At 59.8% G+C, this 23,787-nt stretch carries 18 protein-coding genes; 10 read left to right on the top strand and 8 right to left on the bottom strand.

From position 1 onward, the window contains the following. The first annotated feature begins 239 nt into the window (after positions 1 to 239). From ACNKU3_RS07435 to ACNKU3_RS07410, 6 genes are all read left to right on the top strand, one after another. Positions 240 to 1,004, top strand: coding sequence for an SDR family NAD(P)-dependent oxidoreductase (locus tag ACNKU3_RS07435; RefSeq protein ID WP_418258787.1), 765 nt, complete (start codon positions 240 to 242; stop codon positions 1,002 to 1,004). Between the two features lie 74 nt (positions 1,005 to 1,078). After that, on the top strand, positions 1,079 to 2,353 hold the full coding sequence (locus tag ACNKU3_RS07430; protein WP_418258786.1) for a cytochrome P450: 1,275 nt from the start codon (positions 1,079 to 1,081) through the stop codon (positions 2,351 to 2,353). A 45-nt stretch (positions 2,354 to 2,398) separates the two neighbouring features. Beyond that, entirely contained in the window at positions 2,399 to 3,163 is a 765-nt protein-coding gene (locus tag ACNKU3_RS07425; protein WP_418258785.1) for an SDR family NAD(P)-dependent oxidoreductase, read from the top strand. Between the two features lie 87 nt (positions 3,164 to 3,250). After that, the gene (locus ACNKU3_RS07420; protein WP_418258784.1) at positions 3,251 to 3,697 is read left to right on the top strand and encodes a hypothetical protein; all 447 of its coding nucleotides are present in this window, start codon (positions 3,251 to 3,253) and stop codon (positions 3,695 to 3,697) included. After that, complete coding sequence (locus tag ACNKU3_RS07415) at positions 3,697 to 4,284, top strand: carboxymuconolactone decarboxylase family protein (RefSeq protein WP_418258783.1); 588 nt, start codon at positions 3,697 to 3,699, stop codon at positions 4,282 to 4,284. Before ACNKU3_RS07420 ends, ACNKU3_RS07415 begins: the two co-directional genes overlap by 1 nt. 61 nt (positions 4,285 to 4,345) lie before the next feature. Beyond that, the gene (locus tag ACNKU3_RS07410; RefSeq protein WP_418258782.1) at positions 4,346 to 5,989 is read left to right on the top strand and encodes an FAD-dependent oxidoreductase; all 1,644 of its coding nucleotides are present in this window, start codon (positions 4,346 to 4,348) and stop codon (positions 5,987 to 5,989) included. Between the two features lie 31 nt (positions 5,990 to 6,020). Here the strand turns inward: ACNKU3_RS07410 and ACNKU3_RS07405 are convergent, their stop codons facing one another. From ACNKU3_RS07405 to ACNKU3_RS07370, 8 genes are all read right to left on the bottom strand, one after another. Continuing rightward, positions 6,021 to 6,911: an LLM class F420-dependent oxidoreductase gene (locus ACNKU3_RS07405; RefSeq protein ID WP_418258781.1), complete on the bottom strand. Its 891-nt coding sequence runs from the start codon at positions 6,909 to 6,911 to the stop codon at positions 6,021 to 6,023. A gap of 10 nt (positions 6,912 to 6,921) precedes the next feature. Next, positions 6,922 to 9,003, bottom strand: a complete 2,082-nt coding sequence (locus tag ACNKU3_RS07400) for an FAD-dependent oxidoreductase (RefSeq protein ID WP_418259030.1) — start codon at positions 9,001 to 9,003, stop codon at positions 6,922 to 6,924. Positions 9,004 to 9,081: 78 nt separating this feature from the next. Next, the gene (locus ACNKU3_RS07395; protein WP_418258780.1) at positions 9,082 to 10,764 is read right to left on the bottom strand and encodes a class I adenylate-forming enzyme family protein; all 1,683 of its coding nucleotides are present in this window, start codon (positions 10,762 to 10,764) and stop codon (positions 9,082 to 9,084) included. Positions 10,765 to 11,116: 352 nt separating this feature from the next. Then, entirely contained in the window at positions 11,117 to 11,707 is a 591-nt protein-coding gene (locus ACNKU3_RS07390) for a TetR/AcrR family transcriptional regulator (protein ID WP_418258779.1), read from the bottom strand. 120 nt (positions 11,708 to 11,827) lie between these two features. Next, on the bottom strand, positions 11,828 to 13,183 hold the full coding sequence (locus ACNKU3_RS07385; protein ID WP_418258778.1) for a hypothetical protein: 1,356 nt from the start codon (positions 13,181 to 13,183) through the stop codon (positions 11,828 to 11,830). 107 nt (positions 13,184 to 13,290) lie between these two features. Further along, positions 13,291 to 14,766, bottom strand: coding sequence for an acyl-CoA reductase (locus ACNKU3_RS07380; protein ID WP_418258777.1), 1,476 nt, complete (start codon positions 14,764 to 14,766; stop codon positions 13,291 to 13,293). 176 nt (positions 14,767 to 14,942) lie between these two features. After that, positions 14,943 to 17,174: an arylsulfatase gene (locus ACNKU3_RS07375; protein ID WP_418258776.1), complete on the bottom strand. Its 2,232-nt coding sequence runs from the start codon at positions 17,172 to 17,174 to the stop codon at positions 14,943 to 14,945. A gap of 220 nt (positions 17,175 to 17,394) precedes the next feature. Then, positions 17,395 to 19,443 carry a TonB-dependent receptor gene (locus tag ACNKU3_RS07370; RefSeq protein WP_418258775.1) on the bottom strand — a complete coding sequence of 683 codons (2,049 nt, stop codon included), beginning with the start codon at positions 19,441 to 19,443 and terminating at the stop codon, positions 17,395 to 17,397. A 717-nt stretch (positions 19,444 to 20,160) separates the two neighbouring features. Between ACNKU3_RS07370 and ACNKU3_RS07365 the strand changes: the two genes are divergently transcribed. The 4 genes from ACNKU3_RS07365 to ACNKU3_RS07350 all read left to right on the top strand — a co-directional run bounded on the left by ACNKU3_RS07365 (position 20,161) and on the right by ACNKU3_RS07350 (position 23,718). After that, on the top strand, positions 20,161 to 21,483 hold the full coding sequence (locus ACNKU3_RS07365) for a cytochrome P450 (protein ID WP_418258774.1): 1,323 nt from the start codon (positions 20,161 to 20,163) through the stop codon (positions 21,481 to 21,483). Positions 21,484 to 21,611: 128 nt separating this feature from the next. Continuing rightward, positions 21,612 to 22,073: a hypothetical protein gene (locus tag ACNKU3_RS07360; RefSeq protein ID WP_418258773.1), complete on the top strand. Its 462-nt coding sequence runs from the start codon at positions 21,612 to 21,614 to the stop codon at positions 22,071 to 22,073. Positions 22,074 to 22,118: 45 nt separating this feature from the next. Next, the gene (locus ACNKU3_RS07355) at positions 22,119 to 22,886 is read left to right on the top strand and encodes an SDR family NAD(P)-dependent oxidoreductase (protein WP_418258772.1); all 768 of its coding nucleotides are present in this window, start codon (positions 22,119 to 22,121) and stop codon (positions 22,884 to 22,886) included. A gap of 46 nt (positions 22,887 to 22,932) precedes the next feature. Next, positions 22,933 to 23,718, top strand: coding sequence for an SDR family NAD(P)-dependent oxidoreductase (locus tag ACNKU3_RS07350; RefSeq protein WP_418258771.1), 786 nt, complete (start codon positions 22,933 to 22,935; stop codon positions 23,716 to 23,718). Positions 23,719 to 23,787: the final 69 nt, after the last annotated feature.

Raw genomic sequence — 23,787 nt, 5'->3', positions numbered from 1 at the left:
GAGGAGGCGGGGTTTTTGATGCCCGCAAGCAGCCGGTAAACGAATCCCGGGCCGGCGTCATTTGTGTGCGCTGCTGTCCGTTGCGCCAGCCAGCCCGCTTCCCCCGGCCATGCACTACACTACCGGAGCCCGGGCGAACCGAGCTTGTTTGACACAAATCGTCTCGCCAATCTATGCTATACTGTGTAGCATAGATAACATAATCAGCTGGAGGCTTCGCAGTAGCGAAGTAGAAATAAATGGGAGTACTGGAAGGAAAAACGGCGCTGGTCACGGGAGGCTCCCGCGGACTCGGGCGCGCCGTTGCGGTCGATTATGCGAAGCAGGGTGCCCTGGTCGCCATCAACTATGCGCGCAATGACGCGGCCGCTCGCGAAACCCTGGACATGATTGAAGCCGAGGGCGGGAAGGCCTTCCTGGTCAAGTGCCCCCAGGTGGACCTGGCGTCCGCGGAAGAGTTGAAGGCCGGGCTCGATGCCGGGCTAATGGAGCGCACGGGTAGCACCGGACTCGATATTCTGGTGAACAATGCCGGTGGTGGTCCGATGGCCGCTATCGATGACACGACGACTGAAATCTTCGAGCAGATTGTCTCGGACAACATGCGCGGGCCGTTTTACCTGACCAAGGTGCTGAAGCCCCAATTGCGCGACAACGGCCGGGTCATTTTCTTCAGCTCTCTCGGTGCGCGGCATTCACGTCCCAACTTCGTGGTTTATGCCATGTGCAAATCGGCGATTGAAACCCTGACATTTGTCATGGCCAAGGAACTGGGCCATCGGGGTATCACGGTGAATTGCATCATGCCCGGCCTGATTGCCTCCGACGCCAACGCGGAGTTGCGGGCGGATCCGGTCGCCAGAAAGCACTTCGAGGAAAATGTGTTACTGGGCCGGCTGGGTGAGCCATCCGACCTTTCAGGCGTCGCCACGTCTCTCGCTTCACCACAGATGGGCTATGTTACCGGACAGGTTATCGAGGTGAGTGGAGGGCTGTTTTTCTGACGGTGAGACCTCACATGCACCCGACAGCGACCAACGCTGCCGGTTTCGACACCGGCAATTAGAGAGCACGACTTATGACTGCACAGAATATTGAGGATCGCGATTACTTCACTGACGAAGAAATTCTGAACGAGCCCCGCGAGTACTTCCGCCATTGCCTGGCGCGCTCACCGGTGTATGCAGTTCCGGGCAGGGATTACCTGATGGTCACGGGGTTCCAGGAGTGTATCGAGGTGGTAAGGAATCCCCGGGATTTTTCCTCGATTTTCTGTTTTTCCCCCTACGGCGCCGGCCTGCCGCTGCCTTTCGAGCCCGAGGGTGACGATATCTCGGAGCAGATCGAGGCGTGTCGAACGCCGGACGACCTGCTGGTGAGTTATGACGGCGACTTCCACTCAGCAAACCGCGCCATCCTGAACAGGCTGTTCACGCCTTCACGCCTCAAGGCCAATGAGGCCTTCATGTACGAACAAGCGGGGAGCCTGCTGACCGGGTTGGTTTCCCGCGGTAGTTGCGAAGTCATCAACGACTTTGCCCTGCCTTTCGCGACAGGCGTCATCGCCGACCTGCTGGGTATTCCCGATGGAGACCGCGAGCTGTTCATGGAAGTGATAGCCGCTTCTCCCCCGATTGGCTCGAAGGTGGATCCGGACGATGTAAAAACTCTGGTTCCGCACTTTGGCTACATGTCGGACTTTTTCGAGCGTTACATCAGGGATAGAAGGGCCAACCCTGCACCTGATGTGCTGCACGAACTGGCTACCGCGACCTACCCCGACGGATCGACGCCGGAGCTGATGGAAATAGTGAAGCTCGCCATGTTCATGTTTGTCGGTGGACGGGGGAGCAGTTCCAAGTTCCTCGCCACCTGCCTTTACTTCCTCGCGGATTTGCCCGATGTCCAGCAGCAGTTGCGGAAAAACGGGAAACTGATTCCCGCGTTCATCGAGGAAGTCCTGCGCCTCCAGGGCACAACCAAGGCAACCTTCAGGCTGGCGCGCAGGAATACCACCATTGGCAATGTCGAAGTCCCCGCGGGGACCAAGGTCGTTGTCGCCTTCGAGGCAGCCAATCGCGACCCGCAACAGTGGGATAATCCCGATGAGTTTCAGTTAAACCGCCCGGGTGTCCGCCAGCACGTCGCGTTTGGCCGGGGCACGCATACCTGTGCGGGAGCTCCGCTGGCGCGGATGGAGGCCGGTGTCGTGATCGGGCGGTTCCTGGAACATTGTTCCGGGGTAACACTGGACCCGAAGGTGCACGGCGAACCTGGCAATCGAATCATGCAGTTCGAGTCCAGCTATATCGCCCGCGGACTTCAGGGCGTACACCTGCTGTTGAGCCCCTGAGGTCGGTCACCCGCGTAAATCAACCAGAAAAAGAGGCTGAATCCCGTGAGACGACTGGAAAACAAAGTGATCTTCGTCGCCGGTGCCGGTGGCATCGGCGGCGGCCTTGCGCGACGCTACGCGGAAGAGGGCGCCCGGGTGCTGCTGGGTGATATCGACCTCGCCGCAGCCGAGGAGGTAGTCCAGGCGATCAATGACGCCGGCCACTCTGCCGCCAGCATCCGCCTCGACGGGTCCGACGAGGATTCCGTGAATGCGGCCGTCAGCTTCTGCGTGGAGAAGCTTGGCGGCCTTGATGGATTGCATGCCAATTTCGCATCTCTGGCGGACAGCAATCGCGAACAGGGAATTCTCGAACTGCCTCTGGAAACCTTTGATCTCACCCAGCGGGTCAACGTCAGGGGTTATTACCTGTGTACCCGCGCCGCGCTACCGGTTATGTTAGCCGCAGGCGGCGGCTCCATCGTGTATACCAGTTCCATTGGCGCCTACACCGGAGGCGCGGCGCAGGTCGCCTACTCGATGAGTAAAGCTGCAGGTCATGCGTTGATGCGTCACGTCGCGACGCGCTACGGACCGCAGGGTGTGAGAGCCAACACCATAGCGCCCGGGCTCATACTGCATCCCGCCGCAGAGGCGGAAATCTCTGAGGAATTACTCGCGATGTGTTGCGCGCGTGCCAGCATCAAGAGCCGGACGGGCCGGCCCACGGATATTGCCGCCCTCGGGGCCTTGTTGCTGTCCGACGAAGGCGGCTACATCACCGGCCAGGTGATCTGCGTGGACGGCGGTACAACCATGCGAGCCTGAATTTCAGAGCCAATTTCCGTGAGCCGCGTGCCCCACGGGGAATGATCATACCGGGAAACCGAATACCGATAACAGGAGCAAAAGCCAATGAACGATACCCAAGACCGGTCCGAACGCCTGATCAAGATTGTCCGCCAGTGGTCTGCAGACTACGCGAAGATTACCAGGGATACCCAGGACAGGCCCTGTACTGAAGCGGACTTCGACCCGATTGCCAATGTGATCGACAAGGAGAACTTTACCCGTATCGGAGTGTTCAAGGATGAAGCGGACTGGCCGCTGTGCCTCGAGAAGTATCTCCAGTTTGCAGGTACTTCAATCTGGACCGACAAGTTGCGCTACATCAATTCGGTCAACAACATCGTCTTCCAGGAACTGGAAGAAACCATTACCCGACCCCACGGTGAGAACGTCATCTACACGATGTCCGTTTTCGAATTCAATGACGACGATAAAGTGACTGCGCTGAGGGTCTACATGCAGCAGGTACAGGACGTCGACAATGTGCTGATTCTCGGCACCGAGAACAAATAGTGATCCAGCCTGATCCTCCAGCCCGCCTCCCGCAGATAACGCGGGAGGAATTCACCGAGGAAACCGACGCTTTTTTTGCCCAGTGGAGCGACGGTTTTTTCAATAACGTCGATTCTAACCCGGTGCTGTTGACCTTTGCCCATCACCCCGCGCTGGCCAACGCATTTTCGCCGCTGAATGTGCATCTGCTGACCGACAACAGCCTGCCGGTAAAGCAGCGCCAGATTGCCATCATGCGCACAGCATGGGTTTGCAAATGTACCTACATGTGGTCCAGCCACCTCAGGACCAGTCAACGCTGCGGCCTGTCGACCGATATGTTCGGGCCCATCAAGATCGGCGCCGAGGACCCGTATTTCAGCGAATTCGAGCGCACGGTAATACGGGCGACGGACGAGCTGGTACACCGGAAGCGTATCGGCGACGACAACTGGCAGGCGCTCGCCGCCCAGTGGAACAGGCAGCAATTACTCGACTTCATGTTTACTGTAGGCTGTTACGTGATGGTGGCTGGCGTCATGAACTCCGCTGGTGTCGAGCGCAAGGAAGAACTCCTCGAACTGGCGGCGGAGCACGGTGCGCCGTAACTGGCGACCGGGCGGCCGCTCTGGCACCGAATAAAACCCGACTGGCAAGCGAGCAAAGACCATGTCCGGCAGCGCTTTTGATTTCGTCGTCGTCGGCAGTGGTGCAGGGGGCCTGGCGGCCGCCATCACTGCCAGGCTCAATGGCTTGCATCCGCTCCTCATAGAGAAAACCGCGCTTGTCGGCGGCTCTTCAGTGATGTCCGGGGGAGTGATGTGGTTACCCGACAACCCGTTGATGCGGCGGGAGGGTATCGCCGATTCCCGCGAGCAGGCCCTCGAGTACCTGGCGAATTTCGTCGGGCCGGAGGAGGGCTTCTCGACCCCGGCGCGCAGAGAAGCGTACGTGGACAACATCGCCCCGATGATGGATTTGATGGAAGCGCAAGGCATGCAGTACCTGCGCTGCCCGGGGTACAGCGATTACTACGATACTCTCCCGGGAGGCAATGGTGCCGGCCGGTCCATCCAGGCTGAACTGTACAATGCCAATCGCCTGGGCAGCTGGAAGTCCCGCCTGCGGCTGCCGTATGTCGCGCTTCCCGTGCGCACCTCCGAGGGCGCGCGCTTGATGTCGGCGGGGACGACGCTTGCCGGGAAGTGGATGCTCGCCCGGGTAGGAGCGCGCCTGGTTGCCGCCCGGCTCACCGGGAGGCAGGTCTTCGGTAGTGGCGGTGCGCTGCAGGGGAGAATGCTCGAGATCGCCCTCAGGCTCGGTGTCGAGATATGGACGGAGACGGGCCTGCACGATCTCGATCTGCGCGGTGGCAAGGTGGAAGGTATTCATGTGCACCGCGACGGCAAGTCGATGACGATCGCGGCTCCACGCGGCGTCCTGATCTGCGCCGGTGGCTTCTCCCGCAACGCGCCCATGCGCCAGCAGCATCAGCGCCACCCGATTGGCGATGCATGGACCCACGCAAACCCGGGTGACACCGGCGAATCGATCGAGGTAATGCGGCGCGCCGGGGCGGGGCTCGCGATGATGCAGGAGGCCTGGTGGGTGCCCACCTGGGTTGGCCCGGAGCGAATAGAACAGATTATTCCCGAACTGGCCAGGCCCCACGGCATTCTCGTCGATCACGCGGGTGAACGCATGGTCAACGAGGCCAACTCGTACATGGAAATCGGCCGGGCGATGTACCAGCGTCACGCGAAGACGCCAGCGATCCCCGCATGGGTCGTGATGGATGCCCGAGCGCGCAAAAAGTACATGTTCGCGCTGAAGTTTCCCGGGAAAATGCCAGCGGATTGGCTGGAAAGCGGCTGTATCCGGCAGGACAACAGCATTGCCGGTCTGGCCACGCAGTGCGGTATCGATCCCGCGGGGCTTGAAAAAACCGTTGCGCGGTTCAACCACTTTGCAACGGCGGGCCGGGACGAGGACTTCGGCCGGGGCGCCAGTGCCTACAATCGCTACTACGGCGACTCCGCCAACAGGCCCAACCCGTGCCTCGGTACTATCGAGAATCCGCCATTCTGGGCCGCGCCCCTGTACCCCGGCGACGTCGGCACCTGTGGCGGCGCGGTAACCAACGAGCGCGCAGAAGTGTTGCGGCCGGATGGCTCGGCTATACCCGGTTTGTACGCCGCAGGCAATTCCGCAGCCTCGCTGTGCGGACCGCATTACGTGGGTGCGGGCCAGAGCATCGGCTGCTCGAGTGTGTTTGGCTTTATCGCGGCGAACTGCGCCGCGGACAAGGGGTGACCGGGCACCCCTCTTCGCTCGGAAGCGGGAATTACAACACCGAGCGAAATTCTTCCAGGCGCCGCAGGTGTTCCTCCACGCCTTTCAGGCCTTCGTTCATGGTAATAATCGACAAGTGGCTGGCACCCACCGCGCGCCAGGCCGCGATGCCCTCGGACCAGTTGTCCTGCTCGCCCAGGGCTGCCACGTAGGAACCCTCGATGCCAATGTCAGCGGGGTCGCGTCCGTATTCATTGCAATAGCCCCTGAAGATTTGCATCAGTTCGTCGGCCCTCGGGCCGGGCTGCCACATCGGGCACCATCCGTCGGCGATACGTGCAATTCTGCGAATGACTTTCTCGTTGGCGCGCGTGCCGAACATCGGGCGGTCGCTGCCGCCCCCCAGCCAAATGGGGATCGGTCGCTGTATCGGCAGGGGATTGATGCCGGCGTCAGTAATCTTGTGGAACTCGGTATCGAAACTGACGGCCTCCTGGCTCCACAGGGCACGCAATACCTCGATCTGGTCCTCGATACGCCTGCCGCGCTCGGGGTAGCTCATACCGAGCGCCTCGTACTCGACCTCGTTCCAGCCGGTCCCCACCCCCAGGCGCAACCTGCCTTCGCAGTAGATGTCGAGGCAGGCGGCCTGCTTCGCCACCAGTGCAGCCTGGCGCTGCGACAGGATGAGGATGGCGGTGAAAAAGCCGACTCTGGAGGTGACCGCCGCCATGAAGGAGAACAGCACCAGCGGTTCCTGGAACGAGGTTTCCAGGCGGTACGGCCCGCTCCAGTCGGGGCGACTCGCGGTATTGGCGCCCAGCACATGGTCGTAGGCTGTTATGTGGGTATACCCCATTTCCTCGACAGCAATCGCGAATTCGCGGATTGCACCCGCGTCGGCCTCGATTTCCGTCTGCGGGAAAATTGCTCCTACCTGCATGGTCGTCTCCTTAGTTTTGTCCTGCCGGGGTGGGGTAGACAGCGGGGTCATCGTCACGGAAATAGGCCTGTGACACGCTATGCGGGGCGCCGGTTTCTCCGATCAGCCGCGCAAATTTCTGTCCCTCATAGGCCGCTGCCGCGAATGGCCTCACCGCGAGTGCGTCGCCAATGGTAAAAAGCTGCGCTACCTTGCCTTCGAGCGCCAGGCTCAATTCATCGACAGGTAGTCGTCCTGTCGCCAGCACGACCGCGTCGATGCCGCTCAGGGTGGATTCGCGCCCGCTGTTCACGTCGAACAGTGCGAGATGGCTCGCACCGATGCTGCGAACCCATGTGGCGGGCAGGTGGGCGACATTCGCCTCTGCCATGCGCTGGGCAATTGATTCACCCTCGAACGCGAACAACACCCGGTGGGAATAGGGGGCATACGCGGATGAAATCATGACGACTTCCGCGCCCTGCCGGCCGAGCAGTTCTGCAACCCCGGCACTGGCATGTGTCCCCTCGCCATCGACAACGGCAACCTTGCCGGAAAGCCTCGTTTTACCCAGTAAAACATCCTCCGGGCAATGGACGTGGATTCTGTCGGCGCCGGGGATATCCCGGTCCACGACACTGCTGCGGCCGCCGCGGCTGAACAGGGCTCCGCTCGCCACTATCACCGCGCCGGGTGACTGTTGCAGGATGGTGTCCGCCGAAGCCCTGGCGCCTTTGCGAACCTCGACGCCGAGTCTCGCGAGTTCCCGCTCCCACCACTCCACGGCGTGGCGATAGAACTCCCGCCCCGGCAACCGCGCCCAGAGTTCGAGGCCGCCACCCAGTGCGTCCCGTGCTTCGAAGAGCGTGACCTGATGGCCGCGCAGGGCGGCGACCCTGGCGGCTTCCAGGCCTGCCGGCCCGCCGCCCACGACGATCACCCTGGTTCGCCGGGGGGCGCTCGTGAAGCTTGCCACGCCCCACAGGCGTTCACGATAGCTCGCGGGATTTATCGTGCAACCGAATGCGCCGTCTGCCATGCCTCCCAGGCACCAGTTGCAGGCGATACAGGTACGGCTGAGTTCCTCGGTGCCCTCGTAGGCATGTTTGACGAAGTGCGGCTCCGCGATCAGTTCCCGTGTCGAGCCGACCAGGTCGCAGACCCCGGCCGCGATGGCGGACTCGGCGTCCGACATGCGCGTCACCCTGCCGAGGACACTCAGTACCGGAACATCGCCGGCGGCGCCGCGAACCGCTTCCACATAGGGTTTGTAGACATGTTCATCGATAAAGACCGATGGCATGCCGTACTTGAGCTGGAGCGGTTCCATGGCGATATCGAGATCGACGAAATCCAGCAAACCCCGCGCACAAATTTTTTCCAGCACCTGGCTGGCTTCGCGGGTGTGATAGCCCCCATCGACGAGTTCGTCGCAATTGAAGCGCATCCCCACGGCCATCTCCGGGCCGGCGGCCTGGCGCGTGGTTTCCAGGGTTTCTACCAGCAGGCGCATGCGGTTTTCCAGGCTGCCGCCATAGTCATCGTCGCGATGATTGAAGTAGGGGGAGAGAAACTGCTCAATCATGCCGGAGTGCGACGCGTGGATTTCTATGCCGTCGAAGCCCGCAGCGCGAAGATTCGAGACAGACTGTCGGTGCGCCTCGCCCATCAGGCGGATGTCTTCCCCCGTGAGCGCGCGAGTACCCACACTCATACCGCCGATGGCGTACTGTGAGGCGGAAGGGGCGAGTGTCGGCGCTGCAGGGGCCAGCGGTTGCCAGTGCCCGGGCGCGTTCCAGTTGTACCACAACTGGGCGAAAATCCTGCCGCCGGCAGCGTGGACGGCGTCTGCCAGGGCGCGAAAGCCGGTGATGCTTTCCGCGGGGTAAGGTGTCGGCTGGTAGGCACGTCCCCGGTGATGCACCGGACAACTGAGAATCACGAGTCCGCATCCGCCGGCCTTTACCCGCTCGGTGTAATAGGCGACGAGGTCATTCGACGGGCTGTACCCGACCGATAGCGGTAGCCCGTGGGGTGAAAAATAGTACCTGTTTGGCAGCGATATGGGCCCGAGTTCGATGGGTCTGAAGACATTGGGATATTTTTTGTGCATTGTCATGGCCCTCTAGTCTCTTGCTACAGCGTGTCGACCGATTGATGTCAGCCTGAATTCGCATGCTGCCGATGTCCGTCATGTGGCGCGGTTCAGGCGCTCCGCCACCAGCTTTTGCAGAGCCCGGCGGCGGACCTTGTTGCTGCCTGTCATGGGCAATTCCCCGTCGCTGAAGAACAGGACCTGTCGCGGGACTTTGTAGCTCGCCAGCAAGGTTTTCGCGTACTTTTTCAGGCGCTCACCGTCCAGTGTGTGGCCGTCACGAAGGACGACACAGGAAGCCACGATTTCACCCAGGGATTCGTGGGGTACACCAACGGTGGCAACCTGCATGATGGCGGGGTGACCCGACAACGCCGCGTCGATCTCGGTGGGAGAGACGTTGGCCCCGCCGGTTTTGATAATATCGCCCATCCGGCCCTCCCAGCACAGGCGGCCATCGGCCGTGAAATAGCCGGCGTCCGCAGTGTGGTAAAAGCCCTCGTTGTCGAATAACTGCTCGGGGGGAATTTTCAGGTAGCCTGGAGTCAGCGTCGGGCCCTTGACCGCGATTTCCCCGGTTTCACCCAGCGGTAGAATCTCGTTGGTCTCCGGGTCGACAATGCGGATCGTGTTCCCGGGCAGTACGGGACCGTAGGTCCTGCCATCGATTTCACTCCCGGCCATGCCGGTCACCACTGTGAATGTCTCGGTGCAGCCATACCCCCAGGGGTAGCGCCAACCGGTATTTATCGTGGGGTGAGTCGCCAGTGCCCCTTCACAATCCACGTAACGAAGCGCGGAAAGGTCAGCCTGCTCCCAGCCCGCGCACTCTCGCAGCCGCGCTTCCTGGTGGGGCCAGCCGATGGCGCATGCAACCTGTTCGCTCTGAAACAGCTCCAGCGCCTCATCCGGGTCGAAATAGCGCTGCAATACGATACAGTTGCCGGCACTCAGGCTGCCGAAAGTGATTGCGAAGTTGCCGGAAAAGAAAAATCCGTTGGCGCTCCAGGTCCTGATAGCTCCGTCAAATTCGTACCACTTGCCAAGACGCCAGCACTGCAGCATGGCGGCGCGGTGGGTCTGCTGGATGGCCTTGGGTAACGCTGTCGAACCGGAGGAGAAGAAAATCAGGCCAGGGTCCGCCATGCAGGCGGATGCGGCGGTAGCCCTGGTGATCGCATCCGGGATTGCCCTTCCAGCTGCAAGGAAAGCCTGCCAACCCTGGATACCATCGGCAACCGGCCGCCCGTCCACGCAGACCACCTTGCGCAGGAAGGGCAGTTCCTCGCAGTACAGCTTGCCAGGCGCGGCTGCCGCCAGCCCCGGGCACAGTGCGAGCATATCCTCAACAAAGTTTCTGGAAGCGACGGCAGCCTCGATGATCAGGGTGTCCACGTCCGCTATCTCGAGCTGGTAGCGCAATTCCTGCCGCGTAGAGAACGTATTCATGGCGACAACGACCGCCCCGGCCATGGATGCGCCAAATGCGCTGAAGATCCATTCGGGACGGTTGCTGATCAATACGCCGACGCGGGCATCCTTGCCTACTCCCTGCGCCAGTAGCGAGCTGGCTACACGGGTACATTCCGCGAGCATTGCCGCAAAACTCCAGCTGTGCACACAACCGTCGGGTTTGCGCCACCTGAGCGCCTCGTTGCTACCGTAGGTATCCGCCAGCTGGTACAGGAATCCGGGCAGTGTCAGGCTGCCGATCCCGGCTTCGGTTTCCAGTGGCTGGCCGGAAAATTCTGACAGCCCGGTCATGCTTGAGGATTTCAAAATAGGAAAATCCTGTTTTGACCGGCGCGGCCGGCCCATCGAATGTTGTGTTACCTGACAACCTCCGCGCCACGGCCAGCCTCAGGGCGGGGCCATTGCTGCAGCATTGGCGACATCGGACTCCGGGTGAGCCCAACTCCAAAATCACAGCTGCAAGCGCAGGTTCTGGTCCAGAGTATAGCGGTTATCCACCTCGGGGAAACAAGCGCCGGGGAAAAATACCCGGCACCTTCCGCGCGCTGTGTCTGTTGCATTTCGTGAATCGCCGCGAGCGGTTTACCTGCGGCCCTGAAGCGCGGGCGGCGGAGATTTCATGCCGACGGGTAGGAAAAGGTTTACTCTCAGCCCGGGCCTAATCCAGGGAAATCCCGCGCGGGCGGACCAGAGTGTCTATCACCAGTGCATCCAGCAATTTGATGACGTTCTCGAGCGGGTAATCCTCTGGCTGGCGCATCCACCAGGTGAGAATTTCAAAAATGCAGCTGGCTGTGAAAGGGACGGCCAGGTCGAGCGGTAACCAGGGGTTGGCGCGTGGTCCCGCCTGGCTCATCTCCCCTGCGACCCGAATGAATTCTTCGCGCATGGCCGAAGCCGCCCCGCCGGTCAGCAGTGTCGTCCAGAGTTTGCGGTGTTCCTGAACGTAGTTGCACAGGTGTTCCCCCGAGCCAGCACGTTTTCGGCCTGCAATGGAATTTCTACCCAACGACAGCAGATGCCGGACTTCGCTGGTAGCAATATCTTCAAGTAACTCTTCCTTGCCGGAAAAGCGCCTGAAGAAAGTCGGGTAACTGACGCCGGCGGTGTCGGTTATCTCCCGGATGGAAATGTCCGCCAGGGCTTTCTGTTCAATCAGTTCAAGGAACGCTTCGCGCAGTGCCTGGATCGAACGGTGCACTCGCGCGTCGTCGGGTTTGGACGGTTTGGTTGTGCGCGGTCTGGCCAAGGATTCTTTTCCCCTGTTACCCAATGCCCCTGCGGCCAAGGAACCGCAGTTGTAAACGGGGCCGCTAACCGGCCCGGTAGAATTTGCCGGGCCCGCACGCAAAGAAAGCCGGAAATATTGTTACGAGAGTCCCCTGACGTAGGCGTCCACGGTGCCGGCGCAGCCGATCTTGTCGTCGCCCTCCTGCAGGTCCGAGTAGCGGACGACGTTATCCCGAATGGACGGAGACCTGGCGCCGCATTGGCAAGGGCTGAAATCGACCTCGATCTTGTCGCCTGAAATGATACCACCCCAGCGGCCGTCGAGCGACAGATCGAAGAACGCAGCGCGCCCCTCGACCTCTTGGCCCGCGTGAATCGGCAGCAACTCGTCACCCTCCTTGTTGAGCGGCAGGCAGACCAGCCACGGCGGAATGTGGTAGCGGCCACCTTCCTGGCAGCGGGGCATCGAGGTATTGATCTCCTGCATGGAATACATCATGAAATTCCGCTCGGGTTTGATATTGAAGGTGTCGTAGAAAAACTCCCGGTAGTCGGGAGGAAGCTGCGCCCCCTTGAGACCGCCACCGACGTAGATCAGGTTGCCCGGGTGGAAGTCTTTCGCGCTGTAGCCGCGATTGCGGACTTCAGTAGCGATGGCGTGGAAACTGGTCCACATGCCCATGAGGAATATTTTCTCATGGCGCGCCTCGATGAGCGCGTCTGCACTGAGACCGACCGCTTCTTCTACCGTTTTTTGCCGCGCCGCCGAGGTCGCCTCGAACTCCGCAAAGTCTCCCGGCAGCGCAGTACCGTCCGCCATGGCCTTGCGCAGAGTGATCATCCTGGTCATGGAGCCGACCGTGATAGGCGGCACGGGATACTGGAAGGGCTCTACGCCAGGTGCGCTGAAGGTTTTCTTCAAGGCATCGCCCAGGGCGGTGTTTTTCGGCACCTGGGCCACCGGTGCGAGCCCGAATACGTGGTACTCGGGTGCGGCTTCCACGCCTGCACCCCAGCAGTAGGCGCGAACGATATTCTGTTTGCCGAACTCCATGTCCTTTTCCGAGGCGTCCAGCATCGCCGATTTGCCGGTGGTGCCGCTGGAGCAGGAGACATAGTGTCCACCCTCCATCAGCCGCTCCACCCAGTCGTCGATGTCCTCGATACCTTCCAGGCTGATGCCGTCGGTAGGGCGGGCCGAGACCGTATTGAGCCAACGAGTCAGCTTGTCCCATTTCCCACCGGACAGGTAACTTTCCGGATAGCTCTTGTAGGCCGTGTGCGGCAGCAGCATGGGGACGATATCCTCCAGGCTGCGTATTTCGGATATGTTGGCGTCAGCGGCGCGCATGGACACCAGCTTGATATTGTCGACCTCCTCCTGGAAGCGTTCGTTAATCGCTGCAAGCTGCAGTTCACGAACCTCCTCGTAAGGTATATCGAGGCCGGAATCAATGTTTGCATAGCCGAGCAATATGTCTGTTATCTCACCCATTTACCTGTTCCTTTTTCTGTCTGGTATCGTTCGGGGGACGGGAGTGCGCGGGGCCCCCGATACAAAAAGCAAACGCCGTCAAAGCGCCGACCGGCGCCGTTCCTTGCTCAGCCGGTGCCGGCGAGGGAGGCTGCCTGTTCGACCTCGGGGTTGACTTCCATATTCACGATATCGTCCTCGCCGATGTATTTGACGAATCGCTGCAACGCAAACATGGCATCGTGCGGGCCGCCGGGAACATGCCCCCATGCGGTTCCGAGGCGACAGATTCGCTGGCCTCCCGCACTGGCCAGGCGGTCGCGCAAATCGATTTTTCGCTCCGGCGGCCACACGCCTATGGTTTGCGTCGCCACGTTCACGTAGCGCACGGCGTCTTCGAGCTTGTCGACCATCACGACATTGGACGTCTTGTTGGTCGGATGAAAATCCACGGGCTGGTCGGACAGGATGACCATGCCCCTGCCATCCCCTTTCCCCCAGACCTTCACTTCTCCCATCGCGCTCAGCACCTCGACTTCTTCGCGCGTCTCCGCGGGCAGCGGCGGCGCATCCGCAGATGCGAAGGCGCGGTCCACGGCAAGGCGCTCGGCGAGGCGGGCGCAGTATTCCTCGATCTTTTCCCGCTCTCCCTCCACAAACACAAAGCGGCTGGCGATGCAGGCATCCTGGTTGAACACGGTGGTATCGGCCGCGGTGCGCTCCGCCATGTCGGCGATGCTCTGGGCCGTTTCGAAGCCTTCCCGGCCAATCATCGAGATCGAGGTCTTGGGGTCGAAGGAGACAAGCTGGATGCCGGGGCCAAGGTAGCCGATGACATTCTTGATGGCGTCGCCACCGCCCCAGGCCACGATGCGATCGAAATACTGCGGACGGTAGAGCGTTCGCTCCAGCGCCTGGTCACCGCCGCGCCAGTAAACTGCCGACATGGAGCGCACTACCGGGTGATCGGGATCTATCTCCGCCATCGTCCTGAGAACCGCGACGGTGGTAAACGGGTCGCTGGAGGGCATCTTGAATACGTTGACCGCCTTGACCAGCGCACCCTGCGCGATCGACGCGATGCATCCGGCCGGCGAATTCCCAGCGAGCATGTGAATCATTCGCGGCGGGTAGGCGCGCAGGGAGCCGGTGTTGCCGCGGCCATCGCTGCGCTCCTGAACCCAGCCGTCGAGTATGGCCGGGTTATCGAAGTTGGTGGAAATCATGCCCTCCAGCGATCCGCGCTTCAACATTTCCGGCGCGGAGTTGTAAAGATTCTCGACGACACGGCGGGGCAGGGGGTTGGTGGCGGAAAGCAATTCAAGACATTGTCGCAGGTGTGGATTGCTGTCCAGGGTCAGGCGTTTACCGGTCTCAACCAGGAAATCGATGATCTCGCTTACCTTCACGTCGAGCAGCGGCGGCAATTCGGAGCGCGGCGTCACAATTGCGTTGGCATCCAGCGCCGGCGAGAGGAAGTCGGCGTTCAGGTCACGGGACCGGTGGCGATGCTCTGTCCCCTCAACCAGTTTGCCGCGGATAAAAAAAGGCGCGGCAATGGCTGGCGCATCGTGTTGTTCGACTTCTTTGAGTTTGCCGGGCATGCGGTGTACCTCGCGTGATGTCTGGTTATCGGGGCTGTCGGTTCCACCGTCGCGCGCTGGTACCGGCTCTTGTATCGTCGGTAAGATATGATATTACATAGAACATAAAATGCAAGCACTACACGGGGCATCGCACCGGCGAAGCGCTTCGGGATACGTGTCCTGTTCGACGGGTTCTATCGAGCCGAGGAAAAATCAAAAACTACCTGGTGTATCGATCCGGCGAACGGTTTGCCCGGCTGGGCGCCCTTCAGCAGTGGCGAGCCGTGATCGACACCCACCTCGAAGGTTTCCGACAGGCCGAAGGTGACCGGCATCTGCTGCTGGATGCGCCCTTCGGAAAGGACCTTGCCACCTGCCCGGATACTGACGTCGTGGTCCGCTGAACCCTGCACATTGGTAAAGACCAGTTCCAGCGATACGTTTCCGGCTGGCAGCCGCGTGGCTGACGCCAGGTGTTTCGAGTCGCCGCCCAGCGAGTTCACGATCACCGTGGGTTTTCCCTCGTCGAGATAGAGCCCGACCCCGCCGAGCTGTCCGCCGACCGCGAAGACCGGGCCGGAGGCCCCGTCGTCCGGCAGTGTCAGCTCCGCGGTCATTGTGTAGCCGAGGGCGGCGACGGGCGGCCCGACCTGGGGCGGAATATTGCCGACGGGCCCGCTGAATTGCCACCTGCCGCCTCTTCGCTGGAAGGCCTCCCGGGCCCTGCGCATCGACTCGGCCGCCCCGTCGCTCAGATTGCCAATCGGGTTGACGTGATAGCGCCTGGCCTGGTCTTCGAATATCCCGCCCAGTTCCGCCACCTTGTCCGGAAACCGGCCCGCAAGGTCGTGCACCTGCCCCGGATCATTGTCGAGGTCATAGAGCTCCCAGGGCTCGTCCACCGGCGAGCTGTCCATGGTGTCCCAGGTTTTCGTCCGGTGTGTGGTCACGATGGACCAGACGTCGGACCACAGGCCCTTGTTGCCGTACATCTCGAAATATTGCGAGCGTTTGTGGTGCGCACTCCTGTCGGCGAAGGTGTCGGCGAAGGTGTCGGCGAAACTGCGGCCGTCCATGGGTTGTTGTTTGACGTTGTTGACCGTTGCGGCGAGCTCGACCCCCGTTGCCTGGAGGATCGTGGGCGCGATGTCGGCAACGTAGACGAACTCGTTGCGCGATTCGCCGGCTTTGGCGATGCCCCCGGGCCAGGACACGACCAGCGGTACGTGAATTCCGCCCTCGTGGGCTGTCTGCTTGTAGTAACGGAACGGCGTGTTGCCTGCCACCGCCCAGCCAAAGCTGTAGTGCGGGTAGGTTTCAGGCCCGCCCCAGCGGTCGTAGTAACGCATGTTCTCCGCTACGCTCGCCTGCCGGGCGGAACCCAGAAGGGCTTCGTTGTACAGGCCGTGGTAAATGCCCTCCGCGCTGGCACCATTGTCGGAGGTGATGATGATCATCGTGTTGTCGAGCTCGCCCCTGGCCTCGAGTGCGTCGACGATACGCCCGAACTGTTCGTCGGCGTGGGAGAGGGCGGCCGCAAAGACTTCCATCTGCCGCGCGTAGATTTTTTTCGCGTCCGCGTCCAGGCTATCCCAGGCCGGCATACCTTCGGGCCGTGGGGCCAACTCGGTGCCCGGGGGAAAATCGCCGTTTTTTATCTGCTTTTCGAGGATGGCTGCCCTGGCCTTGTCCCAGCCCATGTCGAACTTGCCGTGGTAGCGGTCTATCCATGACTGCGGAGCGTGGTGGGGCGCATGCGCGGTGCCGGTCGCCCAGTACATGAAGAACGGTGCGCGCTGGCTGCTGGAGTCACGGCTGTCGATCATCGCGATAGCCTGGTCCGCCAGCAGGTTGTCGAGGTGGTAGGTGCCCGTCGGAGCGTCGATCGCCTCGACCCCCCGAATCAGTGTCGGGTTCCAGTTGTCGGCGTCGGCGGCAAGAAAACCGTAGAAGCGGTCAAAACCCTGGCCGGTGGGCCAGTGATAGAACGGGCCGGCGGGGGTGGCCTCGCCCGTGGGTATGTGGTCCCACTTGCCCAGTGCGTATGTGCGGTAGCCAGCCAGCCTCAGGTTGGCGGCGATACTGCCCGCGGAACGCGGGATCTGGCCGTCGTACCCGGGGTAGGGGCGAGGCGCCACGGCGTGGCCGCCGATATGCACGGTGTGCGGGTTTCGCCCGCTCAGGATAGCCGCCCGGCTTGCCGAGCAAATCGGCGCCGTGTGGTAATTGGTATAGCGAAGGCCCCGCTGTGCAATCCTGTCGATATTGGGTGTCGCCACCAGGCCGCCATAGCTGGAAAGCTGGGCGTAGCCTACGTCGTCGAGCATCCACAACAGTACGTTGGGGCGGGCCTGCGGCTGCTCTTGCGCCGTCGAAGCGGCTGTGGCCGCATTGGCTGCGATGGTCGCCAGCAATAGAAAAAGCAAGAAGGTTATCTTGGTTGAGGCAGGAAATTCAGACTTTTGTGGCGTCATGGGGTGAAAACTCCATCATTGCTTTTTATGTGAATTTTATCGGCCTCCTGCCAGTCAGCGTATCCTGCGGGCACTCGGGGGCAGCGGGAATTCCCCGGATAACCGCTGGGAAATTTGCAGCACTGCCACGCAGTGCTGCCAGTTCACAGCGGAATCCGGGGGCGCCTTTGTGTCAGAAATTCCAGTCCACGGTAATGCCGTAGGTTCTTTCCAGATTGGGGATCTCATGGAAATAGGGCGTACCCCTGCCCAGGGGATCCATGCTCCAGTAGGCACTGAGCCGGTATTCCTCGTCTGCGAGATTGTTTACCCACCCGGTCACTTTCCAGCGCTCCCCCTCCAGGCCGAGCCGGCCATTCATCAGGGTATACGCGTCTTCCTTGGTCTCCTTCGGCAACCAGACCTCGAGGTTCTGGCTGCCACGGTAGATCACGTCCATGCGCGCAAACCAGTCGGTGCCGTCCATGTACGGCAGGGGCTGGCGCCATTCTGCCCCCAGGTTGCCGCTGAATTCGGGGGCGTGATCCAGGGTCTCGCCGGAGATATCACGGGAGCCGTTTACACAGCCCGGATAGGTCGGTATTACGCAGGACTGGTTTTTATTGTCGGTGTACTCTGACTGCACCCAGGTGATACTGCCGTTCAGCGTGAGCTTGTCGTTCACCAGGGCGGTAAAATCTGCTTCAAGCCCCTTCGACTCCACCTCGGCGGCATTGGTAACGACAGACCTTACCTCGCCGGGAATACTCTGGGAAACCAGGAAATCCTTGTAGGTCTGGTAGAAGGCCGCGGCGTTCAGGCGCAACCTGTTGTCCAGGAATTCACTCTTGATACCCAGTTCGTAGGCGTCGGTGGTTTCTGGGTCCCAGAATGCCTTGTCGGCCTCTGCCGGATTGCTGATGTTGTTGATGCCGCCCGCCTTGTAACCGGTCCCATAGGAGGCGTACAGCATCATGTCGACGTTCAGCTGGTACATCAGCTTGGTCGAATACGTGGTCTTGCTGAAATTCTTGTCGCCTGAAAATATGACGTTACTACCCTGCTTGGTATCTTCGGTATAACGTACGCCAACACTGCCAGTCCACTGATCGTTAAATTCGTAGTTCATCGTGCCGAATACGGCCCAGCTGTCCTGGTCCCGATCGGTGTAGGCGACCAGGTTGCCATTTATCGTGGTGGGGCTATCCAGCTTTTCCTTCTGGTAAAAGTAACCCGCGATGTAGGAGAGCGGTCCGTCGAAGTCCGAGGCCAACTGGATCTCGTGGGTGGTGACCTTGGTGGTGCTGTCATTCTTCAGCAGCGCGATGGGAACGGGTGTTTCATCGAAGTCGTTGAACAGGATCGGCACCGTATCATCATAGGATGAGATTGTCGAAATCGTGTGATTCAGGACATCCCATTGCATGTGCAGTGTGTAGCGCTCGATGTCCTCGGACACATAGCCGTGCTGTTGCAGGTATTTACCCAAGCCAATGCCGGTTGTGGTGTTCGCCTGGTCCATGTCCATCTTGTTGTCGATACCCTCCGCCGACACCTTGAGCTGGAAGTCATCTGTCACATTCCATAGCAGTTTGGCGCGATATCCGTCCCGGTCCACGTTGCGGGTACGCTCATCGATGAATTCGTTCTTGGTGTAACCGTCCCGCTCGGCCACGAAGCCGGCCAGGCGAAAAGCGAGCTTGTCCTTGATCAGCGGGATATTGATGATACCCCGCACTTCCTTGTCGTCGAGATTGCCCAGGACGCCCTGGATACTGCCGGAAAATTTGCTGGTTTCGGGATCACGGGTGATCACGTTGATCGCCCCGGCGGTGGTGTTCTTGCCGAACAGCGTACCTTGCGGGCCGCGCAGCACCTCGATCCGATCGATGTCCATCAATTCGTTGAAAACCGCCCCCTGGCGAATGATGTAAACGCCGTCGACAGCGACACCGACTGACTGTCCGGCCGAAGAGGTACCTGCCGTGCCGACACCGCGAATATACAGGCCGCTGGAAATAGCAGAAGAAGGCCGGTCGAGGTACAGGCCCGGCACCGCCTCCGATAAGCGCTGGAACCCCGTGATGCCCATATCCGCAAGGTCGTTACCGGTGACCGCCGCGATACTGATAGGGATGCTCTGCAGACCCTCAGCTCGTCTCTGGGCGGTGACCACCACTTCTTCGAGTCTTGCCGAATTGTCAGACTGGGCGTGGGCGCCTGCTGAGACGCCGGATGCCATGGCGAGTGCAGCCGCGGAGATTGTTGTACGTGTGAAAGAGCGGGGTGCCCTTTGTTGAGTATGTTCCGGAGCCTGCGACGGCTGATTTTTATTGCGCATGTGTGCCTCTGAAAAGTGTTATGAATTATGGATTTCCAGCACTATGTAACCGATCCCGGTACACTTTGTAACCGATCCCGGTAGATGGGCGAGTCTGGCCTCTTGACCATACATAATGCATTATCTATGCTATCCCATATCGCGTAAAGCATTTTTTCGTCCTTGCGAGTCCCGACAGAATGCCGACTGTGAGGGGGTGAAGGGCCTCGGGCACGAGCTTCATATACCGGTGAAATATGGCGATATACCGGTGAAAGATGGCGCGCATTTGATCGATGGTAACCGATGCCAGAACCGGATCCCCGAATCCATGGGTTTTCGGTTTTAGCTGACAGGCGAGATAATAATGTAAAATGCATTTTATGTGTCATTGACGGTAGTTTATGATTTGCTGCTTCGCGTCCTCATGGATACGTCATGGTGTCATGGCCACGTTCGGGTCTGGCAGGCGGTTGCTTTTCCGTATTCTGAAAACGGTTGCTCGAGCCGGGGTCATATCAGCAGGCCCGCGGGTTATCGCCGGGACGGAGAAGGAACCGTCGGGATGTTGGGCCAGTCTTCCCTTCCCAGCACAGTTGCTGGACAGCAAACCGGCGTATCTTACGGGTGTCCGGTTCCATGGGTGCACTCGAGGATTTGCCTGAAGAAATTCCTGAAAACCGGCAAACCCAGGAGGATTTTATGAATTTTGACGATGTGGATTTTTTTAACGACCTCGACTTGGTCGAGGACCCGTATCCCTACTTCGAGTACCTGCGGTCCCGGGGGGCTGTGGTCCGCTTGCCCAGGCACAACGTGGTCTCGGTAACCGGATTTGATGAAGGGGTCGCGGTCATGCGTGATCACGACACATTCTCGTCGATCAATTCCGCGACAGGGCCCTTCCCCCCTCTGCCCTTCGATCCCGTGGGCGACGATATAAACGAACAACTGGAGCAACATCGGCCCAATATGGCCTTCGGCTCCATGCTGGTTGCCCAGGACCCGCCCGAGCATACCCGGTCGCGATCACTGCTGGTCGGTTTGCTGACCCCGCAACGCATGAAAGAGAATGAGGAATTCATCAAAAAAACGATAGAGGGCTTGATCGACGAATTTATCGATCGCGGCCATCTGGAAGCTATCTCCGAGTTTGCCTACCCCCTGGCCACTTTTACTATTGCAGACCTTCTGGGGGTGCCGGAGGAAGATCACGGGAAGTTCCTGCCACTGCTGGGCAAGCTACCCGGTCGCATCGGGGGCGATGACGAGGTGGAAAATAACCCGATGATGAAAGTGGGAGTGTATTTCTACGAGTACCTGTGTGATCGACGCGCGAATCCGAGGGATGACGTGCTTACCAAGCTGGCACAGGCTACCTACACCGATGGTGAATTGCCCCCGTTGGAAGTCATTACAACACACGCCGCGACGATGTATGGGGCAGGGCAGGACACCACGGTTCGCCTCATTGCCGCGATGATGAAAACCCTGGGTGAAAATCCTCGCCTTCAACAGCAATTGAGAGAGGACAAGGGCCTCTACACTGCGTTTATCGAAGAGGTGCTGCGCCTGGATGGCCCGGTCAAATCGACCTATCGGCTCGCCAGGAAAAAGTCACTTGTTGGCGATGTTGAAGTCGCCGCCGGCACCGTGGTGATGCTGACGCTCGGGGCGATGAGTCGGGATCCGCGCAAATTCGATGCTCCGAACGAATTTCGCCTGGACAGGAAGGGCATACAGCAGCAACTGGGATTCGGGAAGGGAGTTCACACCTGCATCGGCGCACCCCTGGCCCGGACGGAGGCAAAATTGGCTCTGGAACATATTCTTGCGCGAATGGCCGACATCCGTATCAACGAAACCAGTCACGGACCCGCTGGCAGGCGCCACTACGACTATGAGCCAAACTACACCCAGCGGGCCCTGCAGAATATCCATATCGACTTCTGCAAAGCGTGACTTCCGGGCCGAAGCCGGGGCCGTATTGCCGGAATACGGTTCGTGATATGACATTTTAGGGCGAAGGTGCCGATACCGTCCTGCGTCCATCGATAAGTAAAATTATTCAACAGGTAGAGGAACTGAAAATGGTTGCAAAAGTGTTTGATGAGATTGCTGTTGCGGCGCAACGTTACACGGGAAACGCGAGAACGGCCATCGAGTACGGCATGTTCCAGAAGCGGCTCATGGACCGCTCCAAGGAAGCGGACGATTATTCGCCAGATGAATGGCTGGGCCTCAGGAAATTCGTCACCGATGATTTTCAGCGGATTGGCAATTTCAAGGAAGTCATGACCTTCGACGATATGGTTGGCTTCCTCCAGGCGTGGGCACCCACCCAACACTGGGAAGGCTCTTTCAAGCGTGTCTCTGAATACGACAACGTCGTATTCCTGGAACTCGAGGAGAGGGTCAACCTCGGTGAAGATCAGCAGGCGGTCAATTCCGTTACGGTGTATGAATTCGACGAGGCCGGGAAGATCAGGCACCTCGATGTTTACCTGCAGGCACTGCCGGGCGAAGTCAGGAAAAGTGAAGCCTACGAGTAGCAAGGCAGGGGAAAGTTTCCATCGACTGGATTGGGAGAGCAATGTATGAACAGATTTCTGGAGGGCAAGACAGCCCTGGTGACTGGCGCCTCACGTGGTCTCGGTCGCGCCGTGGCCGAGGATCTGGCTGATTTGGGTGCCCTGGTGGCTATCAATTATGCTAACAATGACGCCGCTGCAAATGAAACATTGGCGGCAATTGAATCCAGGGGAGGGAAGGCGTTCCTGATAAAATGCTCCCAGGGAAGCTTTGCCGCCGCTCAGGAACTCGCCTCCCGGCTTGATGAGCAGTTTCAGGAGCGTACAGGCAGCACGGGGCTGGACATTCTTGTCAACAATGCGGGTGGCGGCCCCCAGGTCAATATCGAGAACAGCACCCCCGACGTTTACGACAAAATACTCGCTGACAACCTGAGCGGACCTTTCCACATTTCACGGTTGTTGATGTCGAGGTTGCGTGATGGTGGCCGGGTGATATTTACCAGCTCGCTCGGCGCGCGTACGGCACTTACCGACTACGCAGTATATTCCTTCAGTAAAGCTGCGGTGGAAAAGCTGACCGTAATCATGGCCAAGGAACTGGGGCCGAGAAACATCACGGTGAATTGCGTTTCTCCAGGCCTCATTACGTCGGACGCGAATGCCCATGTGCGTGCCAATGAAGAAATGAAAAACTACCTTCTCCAGACCACCCCGCTGCGCAGACTCGGAGTTCCTTCCGACCTGTCCGGTGTAGTCGTCTCCTTGATTTCAGACAAGATGAGCTATGTTACCGGCCAAATTATTGAGGTCAGCGGAGGAATGTCCTTGTAGCTGGCTGGTTTCGTTCGTTTATGCTGATAGGAAAGGAGAGTAAGGCATGGCTAAGCTTCAGGGAAAAATCGCAATAATCACGGGCTCGGCCAGCGGGTTGGGAAAACAGCACGCGCTGCGCTTCGCCCAGGAGGGCGCCAGTCTCGCGATATGCGACGTCCGGGAAGACAAGTTGATGGAAACCCGGCAGCTTTGCGAGGACATGGGGGTGGAGGTCTCGGCGCAGCGTTGTGACGTGGGCGATGTCGATGACCTGAAATCTTTCGTGGCTGCGACCGTGGATCGCTTCGGAACCATCGATGCCCTGGTAAACAACGCACACAAAATAACCGAAATCCGGCCGTTTCTCGAACAGACGATCGACGACCTCGACATCGAGCTGAGAACCTCGCTGTACGCCTCCTGGCACATGATGAAGCTCTGCTTTCCCTATATGAAGGACAAGCCGGGCGCAGGCGCGTCCATTATCAACGTCGCGTCCAAGGCCGGTATCGAAGGCACGCCCCATTACGCTGCTTATGCGGCTTCCAAGGAATCCATCCGCGGGCTGTCGCGGGTAGTGGCCAGGGAGTGGGGGCAACACAACATTCGCGTCAACACGGTTTGCCCCGGCGGTTGGACAGACAATGTCACCGGCAACCTGGAAAGCCTGAAAAAGACGCCGGGTGCGCTGGACTGGGTAACGGATGCCTTCAAGGCCAATCCCTTCGGTACCATTGGCGACCCGTTCAACGATGTCTCCCCGATCTTTGTTTTCCTCGCGTCGGATGACAGCCACTGGATCACCGGCCAGAATCTGCACGCGGATGGCGGCGCCTGGATCAGTGCGTGATCGCATCCCGATGAGGCTTGCCCGCCCGGCAACCGGCGTTGCCGTACAGGTGGAAAAATTTCCGGAGAT

It is taken from the genome of Haliea sp. E17 (assembly GCF_048323675.1).
Taxonomy (GTDB): domain Bacteria; phylum Pseudomonadota; class Gammaproteobacteria; order Pseudomonadales; family Halieaceae; genus Mangrovimicrobium.
This window is presented reverse-complemented; position numbering and strand designations above follow the sequence as displayed.